17 protein-coding genes and 1 rRNA gene are annotated in these 16463 nt (G+C 67.2%); 15 read left to right on the forward strand and 3 right to left on the reverse strand.

The genetic code is table 11. From position 1 onward, the window contains the following. Positions 1–132 precede the first annotated feature (132 nt). From rrf to GRX31_RS14060, 11 genes are all read left to right on the forward strand, one after another. Positions 133–245, forward strand: a 5S ribosomal RNA gene (gene rrf / locus GRX31_RS14010). 297 nt (positions 246–542) lie between these two features. Then, a complete protein-coding gene (locus GRX31_RS14015) occupies positions 543–944 on the forward strand; it encodes a MerR family transcriptional regulator (RefSeq protein WP_013800379.1) in 402 nt (133 codons plus the stop codon). Between the two features lie 36 nt (positions 945–980). Continuing rightward, a complete protein-coding gene (locus GRX31_RS14020; protein ID WP_016452801.1) occupies positions 981–1439 on the forward strand; it encodes a PaaI family thioesterase in 459 nt (152 codons plus the stop codon). 43 nt (positions 1440–1482) lie between these two features. Further along, positions 1483–2670 carry an isovaleryl-CoA dehydrogenase gene (locus GRX31_RS14025; protein WP_160853221.1) on the forward strand — a complete coding sequence of 396 codons (1188 nt, stop codon included), beginning with the start codon at positions 1483–1485 and terminating at the stop codon, positions 2668–2670. Between the two features lie 56 nt (positions 2671–2726). Then, positions 2727–3389 (forward strand): carbonate dehydratase, encoded by a 663-nt coding sequence (gene can, locus GRX31_RS14030; RefSeq protein WP_016450015.1) that lies wholly within the window; start codon positions 2727–2729, stop codon positions 3387–3389. 33 nt (positions 3390–3422) lie between these two features. Next, complete coding sequence (aceK, locus tag GRX31_RS14035) at positions 3423–5210, forward strand: bifunctional isocitrate dehydrogenase kinase/phosphatase (protein ID WP_034363206.1); 1788 nt, start codon at positions 3423–3425, stop codon at positions 5208–5210. A gap of 44 nt (positions 5211–5254) precedes the next feature. Next, positions 5255–6442 (forward strand): acetyl-CoA C-acyltransferase, encoded by a 1188-nt coding sequence (locus tag GRX31_RS14040; protein ID WP_016450017.1) that lies wholly within the window; start codon positions 5255–5257, stop codon positions 6440–6442. A gap of 180 nt (positions 6443–6622) precedes the next feature. Further along, the gene (locus GRX31_RS14045) at positions 6623–7246 is read left to right on the forward strand and encodes a pyridoxamine 5'-phosphate oxidase family protein (protein WP_016450018.1); all 624 of its coding nucleotides are present in this window, start codon (positions 6623–6625) and stop codon (positions 7244–7246) included. Between the two features lie 28 nt (positions 7247–7274). Further along, entirely contained in the window at positions 7275–7937 is a 663-nt protein-coding gene (locus GRX31_RS14050) for an SDR family oxidoreductase (RefSeq protein ID WP_061288570.1), read from the forward strand. A 47-nt stretch (positions 7938–7984) separates the two neighbouring features. After that, positions 7985–9115: an acyl-CoA dehydrogenase family protein gene (locus GRX31_RS14055; protein WP_047475068.1), complete on the forward strand. Its 1131-nt coding sequence runs from the start codon at positions 7985–7987 to the stop codon at positions 9113–9115. A gap of 141 nt (positions 9116–9256) precedes the next feature. After that, the gene (locus tag GRX31_RS14060; RefSeq protein ID WP_016450021.1) at positions 9257–10048 is read left to right on the forward strand and encodes an alpha/beta fold hydrolase; all 792 of its coding nucleotides are present in this window, start codon (positions 9257–9259) and stop codon (positions 10046–10048) included. A 2-nt stretch (positions 10049–10050) separates the two neighbouring features. Here the strand turns inward: GRX31_RS14060 and GRX31_RS14065 are convergent, their stop codons facing one another. After that, positions 10051–10548 (reverse strand): DUF421 domain-containing protein, encoded by a 498-nt coding sequence (locus tag GRX31_RS14065; RefSeq protein WP_043790438.1) that lies wholly within the window; start codon positions 10546–10548, stop codon positions 10051–10053. A 157-nt stretch (positions 10549–10705) separates the two neighbouring features. Between GRX31_RS14065 and GRX31_RS14070 the strand changes: the two genes are divergently transcribed. Further along, on the forward strand, positions 10706–11119 hold the full coding sequence (locus tag GRX31_RS14070) for a YchJ family protein (protein WP_043790439.1): 414 nt from the start codon (positions 10706–10708) through the stop codon (positions 11117–11119). Further along, complete coding sequence (locus tag GRX31_RS14075) at positions 11103–12962, forward strand: ATP-binding response regulator (protein WP_160853223.1); 1860 nt, start codon at positions 11103–11105, stop codon at positions 12960–12962. The genes GRX31_RS14070 and GRX31_RS14075 overlap by 17 nt, the downstream gene beginning before the upstream one ends. On the opposite strand, the gene GRX31_RS14080 is transcribed toward GRX31_RS14075, so the two are convergent. Further along, entirely contained in the window at positions 12932–13669 is a 738-nt protein-coding gene (locus tag GRX31_RS14080) for a response regulator (RefSeq protein ID WP_160853225.1), read from the reverse strand. The two genes, GRX31_RS14075 and GRX31_RS14080, sit on opposite strands and share 31 nt — an antisense overlap. Before the next feature lie 187 nt (positions 13670–13856). Here GRX31_RS14080 and GRX31_RS14085 point away from each other — a divergent pair, with 187 nt between their 5' ends. Both GRX31_RS14085 and GRX31_RS14090 read left to right on the forward strand, forming a co-directional pair. After that, the gene (locus tag GRX31_RS14085) at positions 13857–14906 is read left to right on the forward strand and encodes a hypothetical protein (RefSeq protein WP_160853227.1); all 1050 of its coding nucleotides are present in this window, start codon (positions 13857–13859) and stop codon (positions 14904–14906) included. Positions 14907–15005: 99 nt separating this feature from the next. Further along, the gene (locus GRX31_RS14090) at positions 15006–15698 is read left to right on the forward strand and encodes an HAD family hydrolase (protein ID WP_012207775.1); all 693 of its coding nucleotides are present in this window, start codon (positions 15006–15008) and stop codon (positions 15696–15698) included. A gap of 37 nt (positions 15699–15735) precedes the next feature. Here the strand turns inward: GRX31_RS14090 and GRX31_RS14095 are convergent, their stop codons facing one another. Beyond that, a complete protein-coding gene (locus GRX31_RS14095) occupies positions 15736–16401 on the reverse strand; it encodes a glutathione S-transferase family protein (protein ID WP_017405399.1) in 666 nt (221 codons plus the stop codon). Between the last annotated feature and the right edge of the window lie 62 nt (positions 16402–16463).

Raw genomic sequence — 16463 nt, forward strand, 5'->3', positions numbered from 1 at the left:
GACCCTATAACTTTGATGACGTTGATCATCAAGGTGGTTATGCCAAGTAAGGCGCAGTCAAAATACAAAGCTGATTACAGACTCTATGAATTCGTTGTGTTGCTCGCAAGAGCAGCATGACAACAAGTTATGCCTGATGACCATAGCAAGTTGGTACCACTCCTTCCCATCCCGAACAGGACAGTGAAACGACTTTGCGCCGATGATAGTGCGGGTTCCCGTGTGAAAGTAGGTCATCGTCAGGCTCTTACAGCCCAAGAAACCCCGTAGCCCAAAGCTACGGGGTTTTTTGCATTGGGGTGCAGGAAACGGGGAAACAGGCTGAACCGCCAAAACGGACGGCTCAACGGAACATCCGAAAACGGACAACCCAAAAAAGAGAGCGCTGACGCGCTCTCTTTTTATTCCTGCCGGGCTTCTTCGCCGCACCCGGATGCAACATCCGGCGCAGTTTCCTGCGGACAATTCCGCTAGCATTGACGTTAACGTCAACGTCGCATTCCCATGGCCGCCGGCTGTGGATGCCGGCGGACTCTCCAGCCATGTCGACCACCTACACCATCAGCGATCTTGCCAAGGAGTTCGATCTCACGACCCGGGCCATCCGCTTCTATGAGGACATGGGCCTGCTTGAGCCCGAGCGTGCCGGGCCTGGCGGGCGCAATCGCGTCTACAGCGCGCGTGATCGCACACGTCTTCGCCTGACCTTGCGGGCCAAGCGGCTGGGACTGTCTCTGAACGAAGCCAAGGAGATCATCGATCTCTACGACAGCCCCCGTGACACGGGCGTGCAACTGCGCAAATTCCTGGAGGTGCTGGCTGTGCACCGTCGCCAGCTCGAAGACCGCCTGGCCGATCTGCAGGCCAACCTGGCCGAGGTGCGAGAGCAGGAATCCGAGGCCCGCACTTTGTTGAAACACCTGGATGGGAAAAATGCTTCATAATTGACGTTTACGTAAACGTAATTTGTGAGGCTTGCCTTGACCGTGCCCCGCCTGGAACCTGCCAACAGCGACTTTGCCCGCCGTGTGCAAGACAGTTTTGCACGCCAGGGCGCGATGCACACCCTGGGCGCCGAGCTGTCCTTGCTGGAGCCCGGTGCCGTCGATGTCTGCCTGGACTGGGCGCCCGGACTGACGCAGCAGCATGGCTTTTTGCATGCCGGCATGGTTTCCACGGCGCTGGATTCCGCCTGCGGCTACGCAGGGCTGACCCTGATGCCAGCAGATGCTGCCGTGCTCACCATTGAATTCAAGATCAACTTGCTGGCCCCTGCCAAGGGCCAGCGCTTTCGCATGGAAGGCCGTGTGCTCAAGCCGGGCCGCACCATCACCGTGACCGAAGGGCGCGCCTACGCCATCGACGAAGGCCGCGAGAAACTGATTGCCACCATGGGCTGCACGCTGATGTGCGTGCAGGGCCGCGATCTGGCCGATTGAGCCGGGCGGCGTTCTTTCCCCCAATTTCCACAGGAGACATGAGATGAGCCTTTCCAACCTGCCGGGCCTGAACTTCCAACTGGGCGAGGACATCGACGCGCTGCGCGATGCCGTGCGCGAGTTCGCACAGGCCGAGATTGCACCGCGCGCCGGCGAGATCGACCGCGACGACCAGTTCCCCATGGACCTGTGGCGCAAGTTTGGCGACCTGGGCGTGCTGGGCATCACCGTGTCCGAGCAGTACGGCGGTGCCGACATGGGCTACCTGGCCCACATGGTGGCGATGGAGGAAATCTCGCGTGCCAGCGCATCGGTGGGCCTGTCCTACGGCGCGCACAGCAATCTCTGCGTGAACCAGATCAACCGCAACGGCAATGAAGCGCAAAAGGCCAAGTACCTGCCCAAGCTGATCAGCGGCGAGCATGTGGGCGCGCTGGCCATGAGCGAGCCCGGCGCCGGCTCGGACGTGATCAGCATGAAGCTCAGGGCCGAGGACAAGGGCGGCTACTACCTGCTCAACGGCACCAAGATGTGGATCACCAACGGTCCTGATGCCGACACCCTGGTGGTCTACGCCAAGACCGAGCCCGAGCTGAACGCCCGCGGCGTGACTGCCTTCCTGATCGAGAAGGGCATGAAGGGCTTTTCCATTGCCCAGAAGCTGGACAAGCTGGGCATGCGTGGCAGCCACACGGGCGAGCTGGTGTTCGAGAACGTCGAGGTGCCGGCCGAGAACGTGCTGGGCGGCGTGAACAACGGCGCCAAGGTGCTGATGAGCGGCCTGGACTATGAGCGCGCCGTGCTGACGGGCGGGCCGCTGGGCATCATGCAGTCGGTGATGGACAACGTAGTGCCCTACATCCATGACCGCAAGCAGTTCGGCCAGAGCATCGGCGAGTTCCAGCTCATCCAGGGCAAGGTGGCGGACATGTACACCGTGCTGCAAGCGGGCCGCTCCTTTGCCTATACGGTCGCCAAAAACCTCGATCTGCTGGGAACCGAGCATGTTCGCCAAGTTCGCAAGGATTGCGCCAGCGTCATCCTGTGGTGCGCCGAGAAGGCGACATGGATGGCCGGCGAAGGCGTTCAAATCTATGGGGGTAATGGGTATATCAACGAATACCCACTGGGTCGCCTCTGGCGGGATGCGAAACTCTATGAGATCGGCGCCGGCACCAGCGAGATCCGTCGCATGCTGATCGGCCGCGAGCTGTTCGCAGAGACCTGCTGATCTTTCGCCTGCCTGCTGCGCCGTTCTTGAGTTTGACCCCAACAAAAGGATTGTTTATGAGCACAACCTCCATCGAAGAGCTGTTTGTCCACAACCGCGAATGGGCCCAGCAGGTGGAGCGTGACCGGCCCGGTTTCTTCACTGGGCTGATGGCGCAGCAAAAACCCCGCTACATGTGGATCGGCTGTTCCGACAGCCGCGTGCCCGCGAACCAGATCACGGGCCTGGAGCCCGGCGAGGTGTTCGTGCACCGCAACGTGGCCAACGTGGTCGTGCCCAGCGACCTGAACTGCCTGTCCACCATCCAGTACGCGGTGGACCAGCTCAAGGTCGAGCACCTGATGGTCGTCGGCCACTATGGCTGCGGCGGCGTGCTGGCGGCACTGGAGGATGTGCGCGTGGGCCTGGCCGACAACTGGATCCGCCACGTGAAGGACGTGCGCGACAAGCACCAGGCGCTGCTGGCCAGCCTGTCGCCGCAATGGCGCCATGACGCGCTGTGCGAGCTCAATGCCATCGAGCAGGTGATCAACGTGGCGCAGAGCACGGTGATGCAGGATGCCTGGGCGCGCGGCCAGAAGGTCACGCTGCACGGCTGGTGCTATGGCCTCAAGGACGGCCTGATCACCAATCTGCAGATGACCGTGCCCGGCGTCGGCGGCATCGCCAACATCCATGCCGAGGCTGTCGAGCTGGTCGCCAGCCGCCAGCGCGATTGAGCGGCCATGGCAGGCGGGACCCCGGGAGACTTCATGCCGATGCCTGCCCAGGACACCCTGCTTGCCCATGACATCGCGCGGGCGATGATGGATGGCTTCAACCGTCATTACCGCCTGTTCCGCGCCGAATCGGCCCGCGCCAAGCACCGCTTCGAGACGGCCGACTGGCTGGGCCAGCAGCGCGCGCAGCGCGAGCGCATCGAGTTCTACGACCTGCGCGTGCGCGAATGCGTGCGCCGGCTTGAAAAGGAGTTTTCGGCCGGCGCCCAGCCCATGCCGGTCTGGCAGCAGATCAAGCGCCACTACATCGGGCTCATGGTCAACCACCTGCAGCCGGAGCTGGCCGAGACCTTCTTCAACTCGGTCACCACCAAGATCCTGCACCGTACGCACTTCCACAACGACTTCATCTTCGTGCGGCCGGCCGTCAGTACGGAATACATAGAGAACCAGGAGCCGACCGCACGCCCGGCCTACCTGGCCTTCTACCCCACGCGCGAGACACTGTCGCAGACGCTGCGCGAAGTCGTGGAGCAGTTCGCGCTGCAGCGCCCCTTTGAAGACCTGGAGCGCGACATCGCCCGCCTGGCCGAGCGCCTGGAGCCCCAGCTGCAGGCCATGCGCCTGTACGCCAACTTCCAGATCCAGGTGCTGTCCAGCCTGTTTTTCCGCAACAAGGGCGCCTACATCGTCGGCAAGATCATCAACGGCTTTGCCGAGCTGTCCTGGGCCGTGCCCATCCTGCATGGGGACAACGGCCGGCTGGTGCTGCATGCGGCCCTGTTCGGCGAGAAGGACCTGCACGGCCTCTTCAGCTTTGCGCGTGCCTACTTCATGGTCGATACCGACGTGCCCAGCGCCTACGTGCAGTTCCTGCGCAGCCTCATGCCGCGCAAGCCGCGCGCCGAGCTGTACAACGCCCTGGGCCTGGCCAAGCAGGGCAAGACGCTGTTCTACCGCGACTTCCTGCACCACCTGCGCCATTCGCGCGACCAGTTCCGCATCGCACCCGGCATCAAGGGCATGGTCATGCTGGTGTTCGACCTGCCCAGCTTTCCCTATGTGTTCAAGCTCATCAAGGACCGGTTCGCCGCGCCCAAGGAGATCACCCGCGAGCAGGTCAAGGCCAAGTACCGCCTGGTCAAGCAGCACGACCGCGTGGGGCGCATGGCCGACACGCTGGAGTACAGCCTGGTGGCCTTCCCGCGCGAGCGCTTCTCGGAGGCGCTGATCGCCGAGATCCTGGAGCACGCGCCCAGCCAGGTCGAGATCAGCGACCGCGACGGCGATGGCCGGCAGGAGGTCATCATCTCCCACCTCTACATAGAGCGGCGCATGGTGCCGCTGAACCTGCTGCTGCAGGAGTGCTTCGATGACGGGCTGGACCTGCCGGGACCGCGGCAGCGGCTGGAGAGCGCCGTGATCGAATACGGAAATGCCATCAAGGACCTGGTGGCCGCCAACATCTTCCCGGGCGACATGCTGTGGAAGAACTTCGGCATCACGCGCGGCGGCAAGGTGGTGTTCTACGACTACGACGAGATCGAATACCTGACCGACTGCCATTTCCGCCAGGTGCCTGCGCCGCGCAACGAGGAAGACGAGCTCAGCGGCGAGGTCTGGTATCCCGTGGGCCCGCGCGATGTGTTCCCGGAAACCTTCGCGCCCTTTTTGCTGGGCAATCCGGCCGTGCGCGAAGTTTTCATGCGCCACCATGCCGACCTGCTCGATCCCGCCTTCTGGCAGGGGCACCAGCAGCGCATCCGCGAAGGCCACGTGCACGACGTCTATCCCTACGAGCGCAGCCGCTGGCTGGCCTGACCCGTTTGTTTTCCCCTCACCATCACCACATCCAGGAGATAAGCATGCAAGACCCCATCGTCATCGTCGGCGCAGCCCGCACCCCCATGGGCGCATTCCAGGGCGACTTCGCCGATCTCGCGGCCCACGATCTGGGCGGCGCCGCCATCAAGGCCGCCGTGCAGCGTGCCGGCGTGGCGCCGGAGAAGGTGGACGAAGTGCTGTTCGGCAACTGCCTGATGGCGGGCCAGGGACAGGCGCCTGCGCGCCAGGCAGGCTTCAAGGGCGGCCTGCCGCGCAGCACGGGCGCCGTGACCCTGTCCAAGATGTGCGGCGCCGGCATGGAGGCCACCATCCTGGCCCATGACCAGCTGGTGGCGGGCAGCCGCGATGTGGTGGTCTCCGGCGGCATGGAGAGCATGACCAATGCGCCCTACCTGCTCAAGAAGGGCCGTGGCGGCTACCGCATGGGCCACGACAAGGTCTATGACCACATGATGCTCGACGGTCTGGAGGACGCCTACGAGCCGGGCCGCTCCATGGGCACCTTTGGCGAGGATTGCGCCGCCAAATACCACTTCACGCGCGAGCAGCAGGACGCCTACGCCATCGAAAGCGTCAAGCGCGCCCAGGCCGCCACGGAAAGCGGCGCCTTCGCGGCCGAGATCACGCCCGTCACCGTCTCCACGCGCAAGGGCGATGTCACGGTCAGCATCGACGAAGGCCCGGCCAAGGCCAAGCTGGACAAGATCGCCAGCCTCAAGCCCGCCTTCAAGAAGGACGGCACGATCACGGCGGCATCGAGCTCCAGCATCAACGACGGCGCCGCCGCCCTGGTGCTGATGCGCGAGTCCACGGCCAAGGAGCTGGGCTGCAAGCCGCTGGCGCGCATCGTCGCCCATGCCACGCATGCCCAGGAGCCCGAATGGTTCACCACGGCCCCCGTGGGCGCCACGCAGAAGGCCCTCAAGAAGGCCGGCTGGACGGCGGCGGATGTGGACCTGTGGGAAGTCAACGAAGCCTTTGCCGTCGTGCCCATGGCCCTGATGGCCGAACTGGGCGTGCCGCGCGACAAGGTCAACGTCAACGGCGGCGCCTGCGCGCTGGGCCACCCCATCGGCGCCAGCGGTGCGCGCATCCTGGTCACGCTGCTGCACGCCCTGCAGGCGCGTGGCGGCAAGCGCGGCCTGGCCACGCTGTGCATAGGCGGCGGCGAAGGAACAGCCATGGCGATAGAAATGGTCACCCCCTGAGGCGCTGCGCGCCCTCCCCCTGAAAGGGGGACGACACCCTCGGTGCGGGGCGGCGCGGCCGGCCCAGGCCCTTCCTCGGTGTCTCTGATTTGCATTGCGCCAGTTTTATGGGCAGCGCCACAGACGTCCAGAGAGCTAGACTTGGATCGGCCGATCCGCTATTACTTTGACCTCTCGACCATGATCACCAGCGAAGAACAGTTGCGCAGCCTGTATGCCATGCCGGCCGAAAGGGCCTTGCTCAAGCAGCAGGTGGACCTGGACCGGCATTGCCTGCGCTTCATCGCGCTGTCGCCGCTGTGCATCGTGGCCACGGGGGGCGCGGCGGGCTCGCTGATGGATGCCTCGCCGCGCGGCGGAAAGCCGGGCTTCATCAAGGCGCCCGACAACCAGACGCTGCTGATCCCCGACTCGGGCGGCAACAACCGCCTGGACAGCTTCAGCAACCTGATCGCCGATCCGCGCATCGGCCTGCTGTTCATGGTGCCGGGCTTCGACGAGACGCTGCGCGTCAACGGCGTGGCCAGGCTGCGTGACGAGGCCCACTACACGGCGCTGTTCGCCAACGAAGGCTTCCGGCCCAAGATCGTTCTGGAGATCCAGGTGCAGGAGGCCTATCTGCACTGCGCCAAGGCCCTCATGCGCGCCCGGCTCTGGAAGCCCGAGTCCCAGGTGCCGCGCAACGTCATGCCGTCGGTGAACCAGATGGTCCACCAGCAGATCGGCCTGCCTGCGCCCACCGAGACGCAGGAGGCCATGGTCGAGCGCTACGAAAAACAGATCGCGGGCGAGCAGGGCCGCTGACCGCATTCCATTTGAAAGGTCGAAAGACATGGCAGTCACTCTGGTGTTGGGAGCCTCGCGCGGGCTCGGTTTTGCCTTGGTAGAGGCCTATGCGGCCCAGGACCGCAGCGTGGTCGCCACGGTGCGCAGCGAGGCCGATCGCGAGCGCGTCGAAGCCACGGGCGCCAAGGTGCTGCTGGTGGATGTGGCCGACCCGGCCAGCGTCAGCGGCCTGGCCTGGCAGCTCGATGGCGAGAAGATCGAGCTGGCGCTGTACGTGGCCGGAGTGTGGGATGCCCACAGCTCGGCCACGCCGCCCACGCGCGAGCAGTTCGACCGCGTCATGCACACCAATGTGCTGGGCGCCATGCAGGTGCTGCCCCAGGTGGCGCCGATGGTCGAGGCGGCGGGCGGCGTGTTCGGCCTGTTCTCCAGCGAGATGTCGCTGCTGGCCGGCGCCGAATCCGACGCCTGGCTCTACCGCGTCAGCAAGGCCGCGCTCAACATGGTCGTGGCCAGCGCCCAGCCGCAATGGCCCGGCGCCACCGTGGTCGCGCTGGACCCGGGCTGGGTGCAGACCGACATGGGCGGCGAGTCCGCCACCTTCACCGTGGAGCAAAGCGTGCAGGGTCTGGTCCGCACCCTGGCCGGCGTCACGCCGGCTGATCGGGGCCGCATGCTGCGCCACGACGGGCAGCGCATCGCCTGGTAGCTGCGGCCGGGACAACGAACAACGAAACAAGAATCAGGAGACAAGACATGCTGCTCAACGCAGACCAGGAAATGATCCGTGACGCGGTGCGCGACTTCGTACGCACCGAAATCACGCCCCATGCCGCACGCTGGGACAAGGAGCACCACTTTCCCAAGAACGTGCACCAGGGCCTGGCGGCGCTGGGTGCCTACGGCATCTGCGTGCCCGAGGAATACGGCGGCGCCGGCCTTGACTACCTGAGCCTGGCCCTGGTGCTGGAGGAAATCGCAGCCGGCGACGGCGGCACCAGCACGGTGATCAGCGTCACCAACTGCCCCGTCAACGCCATCCTCATGCGCTACGGCAGCGAGGCGCAAAAGCAGCAATGGCTGGCGCCGCTGGCGCGCGGCGAGATGCTGGGCGCCTTCTGCCTGACCGAGCCGCATGTGGGCTCGGACGCCTCGGCGCTGCGCACCACGGCCACCCGCGACGGCAACGACTACGTGATCAACGGCGTCAAGCAGTTCATCACCAGCGGCAAGAACGGCGACGTGGCCATCGTCATCGCCGTCACCGACAAGGCGGCCGGCAAGCGCGGCATGAGCGCCTTCATCGTGCCCACCTCCGCGCCCGGCTACCAGGTGCTGCGGCTGGAGGACAAGCTGGGCCAGCACAGCTCGGACACGGCCCAGATCCAGTTCGAGGGCTGCCGCATCCCCGCCGCCAACCTCATTGGTGCCGAGGGCGAGGGCTACAGGATCGCGCTGTCGGCGCTGGAGGGCGGGCGCATCGGCATTGCCGCGCAAAGCGTGGGCATGGCGCGTGCGGCCTTCGATTGCGCGCTGCAGTACTCCAAGGAGCGCGAGAGCTTCGGCCAGCCCATCTTCAACCACCAGGCCGTGGGCTTTCGCCTGGCCGACTGCGCCACGCAGATCGAGGCTGCGCGCCAGCTGATCTGGCATGCGGCCAGCCTGCGCGATGCCGGCCTGCCCTGCCTGAAGGAAGCGGCCATGGCCAAGCTGTTCGCCAGCGAAATGGCCGAGCGCGTGTGCAGCGCAGCCATCCAGACCCTGGGCGGCTATGGCGTGGTCAACGATTTTCCCGTCGAGCGCATCTACCGCGACGTGCGCGTGTGCCAGATCTACGAGGGAACGAGCGACGTGCAGAAAATTCTCATCCAGCGCGCCCTGGCCTGAGGCCCCTCACTATGCTGCGGGTCGGGCCGGATGGCCCCGTCACCCGCAGGGCTTAGCATGGAGCGTCGCCGGGACGGCGCCCGGGAGAGGCGGGCACCGGACTCCGGCAGGTTTGTGACCACCTTCGCAGGAGATCCCGACATGCCCATTGCTTCCGTCAACGGCCAGAACCTTTACTACGAGGACACGGGCGGGCGCGGCCCGGTCCTGGTGTTTTCGCATGGACTGCTCATGGACCACACCATGTTCGCTCCCCAGGTCCAGGCGCTGCAGGATCGCTATCGCTGCATCATCTGGGACGAGCGTGGCCATGGCCAGACGGCAGACCCCGCGCATTGCGCTCCCTTTGACTACTACGACTCGGCCGACGACCTGGCCGCCCTGCTGGCGCACCTGGGCGTGGAGCGCGCGGTGCTGGTGGGCATGTCGCAGGGCGGCTATCTGTCGCTGCGCTGTGCGCTCATCCATCCCGAGGTCGTGCGTGCGCTGGTGCTGATCGACACCCAGGCCATGCTGGAAGACCCCGAGCAGATGCCCCACCACGAGGCGTTGCTGAGGGCCTGGATGGAGCATGGCCTCAGCGACGACATGGCGGCCACGGTGGAGCGCACCATCCTGGGCCAGGGCTGGAGCGGCGCGGCCGCCTGGCGCGCCAAATGGAAGAAGGCCACGCCCATCAACCTGGGGCAGAGCTTTCTGGCGCTGGCCCAGCGCGATGACATCAGCCCGCGACTGCCCGACATCCACGTACCGGCACTGGTCATCCATGGCACGGACGACATCGCCATCACGCTCGACCGTGCACGCGCCATGGCCAAGGCCTTGCCCAGGGCGCAGTGGGTGGAGGTGCCGGGGGCCGGCCATGCAGCCAACCTCACGCATCCGCAGCCCGTGAACCTGGCCATCGAGCGCTTCCTGGAGCAGCTCGACTAGGCTCAGACCGGCGGATCGCCGTCGTTCTCGCTGTCGCGGCGGCGCAGGACGACGGTGATGCTGCCGTCGGTCTCCAGCGTGGCGCGCTCCACCTCTCTGAGGTGCAGGCAGCCGCCCGCACGCAGCGCGGCCTCGATATCGTCGCGCGTGATGCGTTCCTCGCGCATCAGATCCTTGTTCAGGTGGCCGTCCGTGATCAGGGCCTGTGCCTTGCCGTCGATGAGCCGCTCCAGCGCGGGATAACGGAAAGTCAGCCAGGACAGCAGCAGATGGCACAGGATCAGCGTGGAGGCCGAGATCATGCCGCCGATCAGCGAGTTGTCCCCGGCATTCATGGAGTTCTGAACGGCATTCGACAGGATGAGCAGCAGCACCAGGTCAAAGGGCGCGTACTGCCCCGTCTGGCGCCGCCCCGTCAGCCGAAGGAACACCAGCAAGAACAGGTAGACGGCCACGCCGCGCACCACGAACTCCCACCACGGGACCGACATTGAAAACATGGGCTCTCCTTACAGGCCCGAGGGCCCGCGGTCAGTATCATGGCCCGCCTGTCCTCCATCAAGAACCCGGTCGCAGCAAGGCGGCCGTGACTGACATGCACTCCTGCTCCCCCGCCGTCCTCTCCCAGGTTCCGCAAATTCCGCAGGGCCAGCCGCTATGAGCGCGGCCGCCACCTCCCCGGCCTGTCCCTGTGGCCAGCACGATGCCAAGGGCCGGTCCCTGGCCTTCGATGCCTGCTGCGGCCGCTACCTGGACCATTTCGACGACTGCCCTGCGCCCGATGCCCAGGCCTTGATGCGCTCGCGCTACAGCGCCTTCGTGCGTGAGGACGCCGCCTACCTGCTGGCCACCTGGCACGCCAGCCAGCGGCCCGCCACGCTGGACTTCGAGCCCTCGGCGCGCTGGCTGGGGCTGGCGGTCAGGGACTTCCGAAGCACCGGCGAGGACCGCGCCGAGGTGGAATTCGTCGCGCGCTACCGCGTGGCGGGCCGCGCCGTGCGCCTGCATGAGCGCAGCCGCTTCGTGCGCGAAGGCGGGCGCTGGTTCTACGTGGATGGCGACCAGTTCTGAACACGACGGCGGCCCTGCGGAGCCGCTGTGGAAGCTGCAGCAGCGCCAGCGGCTGCTGCTGTCCATCGCATCGCGGGGCTCGTCCGAGGCGGCGGCCCTCATCATCCCCGGCATCGTGGTCTGGCTGCAGCGGCACGAAACGGGTGCCTTCCAGGCGCCGCTGCTGCTGTGGTGGCTGGGCATGGCGCTCATGGCCTGCGTCTTCGTTGGTTTGCGGCGCCAGTTGCGTCGGGACCTGGGCGCTGCCGTGCCCTCGGCCGAGTTGCCAACGCGGCTGCAGCGCTGGGAGCGCGTGATGGGCCGCATGGCCTTGCTCAACGCCGGTTCCTGGGCGCTGGCCATACCGCTGACCCATGGCAGCGGCCATGAATTCCGGCTTTTCATCTACCTGGTGCTGTGCGGCGTCGTGGCCTCGGCCGCCACCTTCCTGGCGCCGGCGGCTGCCGTGTTCAAGCGCTTCTTCGGCGTGCTGTACGGCGCCATGCTGCTGGCCGTGGTCTGGTACTTCCCGAATAGGGGCCTGTACCTGCTGCCTCTGCTCATGCTGTATGGCGCCACCATCGCGCGCCATGCCTGGGGGGCGCGCCAGCTCATGCAGCAGCAATGGGCGCAGGAGCGTGACCGCCAGCTGCTGGCCGAGCGCTACCTGGCGGCCAAGGAGCAGGCCGAACAGGCGCTGGAGGCCAAGAGCCGCTTCCTGTCGGCTGCCAGCCATGACCTGCGCCAGCCCCTGCATGCCCTGGGCCTGCTGGTGGAGACCGCCCGCCAGCGCAATGCCGACGGCGCGCTGGCGGGCGTGCTTGACGATGCCCAGGCCTGTGCCCAGTCGCTGGGCACCATGTGCAACGACCTGCTGGACCTGTCGCGGCTGGAGAACGGCACCTGGGAGCTGCGCGCCCAGGTGATGGACCTGCGCATTCTGTTGGGCGATGCCACGCGCCTGTTCGCGGCCGAGGCGCGGCAGCGCGGGCTGGTGCTGCGCTGGCGCGTGGCGCGCGGCATGGACAGCCTGGTGCGTGCCGACGAGGCCCTGCTGCGCCAGATGGTGTTCAACCTGCTGCACAACGCCCTGCGCTACACCCAGCGCGGCGGCGTGCTGCTGGCCGCCCGCGTGCACGGCGGGGGCTGGCGCATCGAGGTCTGGGATACCGGCCTGGGCATTGCGGCCGAAGACCGGCCCCATGTCTTCGCACCGCACTTTCGCGCGCGTTCCGGCCAGGCGGCCCGGCGCGCGGCCCAGCCTGCGGCCGAGCACCTGCCCGGCGTGAGCAGCCAGGGCCTGGGCCTGGCCGTGGTGGCCGCAGCGGCGCGCCGCATGGGCGTGGAGCATGGTCTGCTGTCCACGCCGGGACGGGGTTCGTGCTTCTGGCTGCAGCTGTCGCCCAGCCTGAGCGTGCAAGCGGACCTGCCTCTGGGGCACGCGCAGGCAGGGGCCGAGGCTGCCGCGAATCCGCCAGGCCGTCCCCTGCTGCAGGGCCGGTGCTGGGTGGTCGATGACGATGTGCAGGTGGCACAGGCCCTGGCCGGCCTGCTGCGCGGCTGGGGGCTGACCGTGGACGTGGCGGCTGCGGGCCGCGAGGCGCAGGCCTGGCTGGCGGCGGGGCAGCATCCCGATTTCGTGCTGTGCGACCACCAGCTGGCCCAGGGCGAGAACGGCTTTGCGCTGCTGCAGAACGTGCTGGCGCAATCGCCGCAGGCGGCGGGCGCCCTGCTCAGCGGCGACCCTTCCGCTGCGCTGGAGCAGCAGGCGCAGGAACTGGGCTATCTGCTGCTGCGCAAGCCCGTGGATCCGCTGGCGCTGCGGGCCCTGCTTCAGCGCAGGCTGGCCGTGGCCGGCGCCTGAACCGTATCGGTCGGCGGTACGGAGGGCGGCAGCTCCAGCGCAATGCCCTGCATGCGCGTGATGGCGTCAATGCGGCTGTGCACGCCCAGGCGCTGCAGGGCGCCTGCCACATGCTCCTTGACCGTGTGCGGCGACAGGTGCAGCAACCGGGCAATGCTGGGATTGGGCAGGCCGCGCAGCACCAGGTCCAGAACCTGGGCCTGGCGCGGGGTGAGGCCCAGCTCGGCCGCCGTCATGCGGATGGCATGGGCGCCGCCCGGCGGCTGCGGCGCCAGCGGGGCGGCGGGGAACCAGGTCTCGCCGCGCAGCAGGGCCGCCACGGCCTGCTGCAGCACCTGCGGCGGCTGCGACTTGAGCACAAAGCCATGGGCCCCGGCCGCGCGTGCCTTCAGGGCAATCGCGCCATGCGTGTCGCCGCTGGTCATGAGCACGCGGCAGGCGGGCGCCAGCGTGCGGATTTCGCGCACCACGTCCGTGCCTGCGCTGGCACCCAGCCAGAAATCCACGATGGCCAGATGCGGCGATCCCCTGGCGGCCATGCACTGCAGGCCTTCGCCCGCATCGGCCACGGCATGGACTTCGAACAGGCCAAATTGTTTCAGGAACTCGGACACGCCCATGGCCGTCAGCGGGTGGTCGTCGATCACCAGGGCATAGCGCCCCGATTGGAGACAGGAGGGATCGGTCAGGAGGGAATGGCTGTGCATGGTCCGCGCGAAGGCATGTCGAAAGGGCTGGAGCGCCAGGGCGCGCCCGGATACACCTTGCGCACATCGTAACGATTACCCCCCGGCCGGGGGGTGACCGGATGTCGGCCAACTCCCCAAAATCGCCGCCGATGCCCTGAGATTCCGCATGGAACGGGCATGTATTCAACGAGAAGGGGAGATAGTCATGAAGATGGTACAGCTCACGCGCCGCAGCGCGGCATTGATGCTTCTGGGAACCCTGGCCGCCTGTGGCGGCGGCGGTGGTGGTGGATCGGGAGAGCCGGGCGGCGGAGATCCCGGCAATGGCGGAAATCCTGGCAACCCCGGTACGCCCGGCAACCCCGGCAGCACGCCCACGCCGGTGACCGGCCAGTACCGCATGGAGACCGGTGCGGAGAACTTCGACGCGGCCCTGTCCGCCATGAACGCGCTGGGGGCGCAGGGCTATGCCTTCACCTACAGCCTGGCCTCGGGCGGTACCGCCTTCCCCGTTCCCATCGGTGACTTCTACGTCACCGACACGGCCCACACCGGCACGCGCCTGGACTACCGCATGGTGCCGGACGTGGCGGGCGTCTCGGCCCTGGTGGCCCAGCTCAACGCACAGGGTGCGCAAGGCTACCTGTACAAGTCGGGCATGGCGTTCCCCAGCAGCACGCAGGACCTGCGCAACCTCTATGTGCGCAGCAGCAGCGCCGCCGCCACCTACAGCTACGAGACGCGCCCCGCCGTGGGTGCGCTGGACACGTCCGGCTTCACGCAGCAACTGGCCGAGATGAGCGGCCGGGGTTTCCGCTACATGGGCCCGCTGATCTCGGGCAACGAGATGTTCAACCTCTACGTCAAGGACTCCAAGGCGCCGGCCTTCGAGTACGCGGTGTTCGCATTGGCCGCGCCCTTCGGCATGGCCAACGGCACGGCGCTGAAGCAGCGCCTGGACGAGATGGGGGCCAAGGGCCACCTGCTGCGCGGCGCCCTGGTGCTGCGGGGCAATACCGAAGGCGTGCAGCTGTACGAAAAGAGCGGCGACCAGCAGGGCGCCATCGAGTACCGCGTCGAACCGGTGTCCCAAAGCGCCAGCCTCGCGCAGCGCCTGGAGCAGTTCAACCGCAATGCGGCCGAAGGCTTCTTCGCCTTCGGCGACGTGGTCACCGACGATGGCCGGTTCCATTCCATCTCGGTGCGCAACGTCCGCCGCATGGTGCATCCGCTGGCCGGTGCCTCCTTCCCCTGAGCAGGGCACAGGCATGCGCGGCCGGCGCATAATCCGGCCATTTTCCGCAGCAAGGGCGCCCCAGGGCGCCCTTGCTCAGTTTGTTTCGAGAATCCATCCATGACTGCTTTCGAGGCCGTGCTCTTCGACTGTGACGGCGTGCTCGTCGACAGTGAATCCATCACCAACCGCGTGCTGTGCACCATGCTCAATGAATCGGGCTGGCCCATCAGCACCGAGGAATGCCTGCGCGAATTCATCGGCAAGACCGTGCGCAGCCAGGCCGCGCTGATCGAGGCGCGCACCGGCAAGCCGCTGACCGACGCATGGATGGCCGCCTTCTACGAGCGCCGCAACGCCGCGCTGCGCGCCGAGCTGGTGGCCATTGACGGCGCGCTGTCCGCCGTCAGCGAATCCCATGCGCTGTGCGCTGGCCGCATCGCCTGCGCCTCGGGCGCGGACCGCGCCAAGGTGGAGATGCAGCTGGCCCAGGTCGGCATGGCCCCGTATTTCGAGGGCCGCGTCTTCAGCGGCCATGAGCTGCCGCGCAGCAAGCCCTTTCCCGATGTGTACCTGGCCGCCGCCGCCGCCCTGGGCGTGGAGCCGGCGCGCTGCCTGGTCATCGAGGACACGGTGACCGGCGTCACCGCCGGCGTGGCCGCAGGCGCCACGGTCTGGGGCTACTTCCCGGCCGACCAGGGCCACGCATCGGCCGAGCAACTGCTCGAGGCCGGCGCCAGCTGCGTATTCGGCGACATGGGCGAGCTGCCGGCCATGCTGCGCGCCATCGGGCAGGCCAGCGCCAGCGCCTGAGCCTGAGCCTGAGCCTGAGCCTGAGCCTGAGCCGGCCCTAGCGCAGCCGCGGCGAAGGCGTCTCGTCCACGGCCTGCGCACGCGCGGCCTGCTGCTCGGCCTGCAGCGCCCGCTGGAAGGCGGGCCGCTGTTGCAGGCGCTGCCAGTAGGCCTGGGTGGCAGGCCCCCATTGCGGCTCCATCTCCAGGTGCGCCGACAGCATCAGCGCATAGCCCACGGCCACGTCGGCAGCGGTGAAGCGGTCTGCCGCGAGCCAGTGGCGCTGTTCCACGGCCTGCTCCACGGCGCGCAGCCGCGCGAGGAACCAGCGCTGGTAGTCCTGGGCCACCTGGGGCTGGCGCCGTTCGGCTGGCTCGAAGTGGGTGTAGCGCAGCACCAGGGTCTGCGGGAAGGTCAGCGTGGCATCGCTCATGTGCAGCCAGTTGAGGTAGGCGGCGAAGTCTGCCTCCTGCGGCTGCACGGACAGGCCCGCCCCGGGGTGCAGGGCGGCCAGGTATTCGCAGATGGCGGCTGACTCGGTCAGCCTGGCCTCGCCGTGGCGCAGCAGCGGCACCGTGCCCAGCGGGTTGAGTTCCAGGTAGCTGCGCTGCAGCACGCGCGGCGGAAACGGCAGCATGTGCAGCGTGTAGGGAAGCTGCAGTTCTTCGAGCATCCACAGCGCGCGGAAGGAGCGCGCGCTGACGCAGTGGTGGAGATGGTGCATGCGCAAAGCCTAGGCCAGATGCGCGGACGGCGGCAGTCGCGCAGGATGCAAATCGCGCCAGG

The sequence above is a fragment of the Delftia sp. CH05 genome (assembly GCF_009827015.1).
In the GTDB taxonomy this organism is placed as follows: Bacteria; Pseudomonadota; Gammaproteobacteria; order Burkholderiales; family Burkholderiaceae_C; genus Comamonas; species Comamonas tsuruhatensis.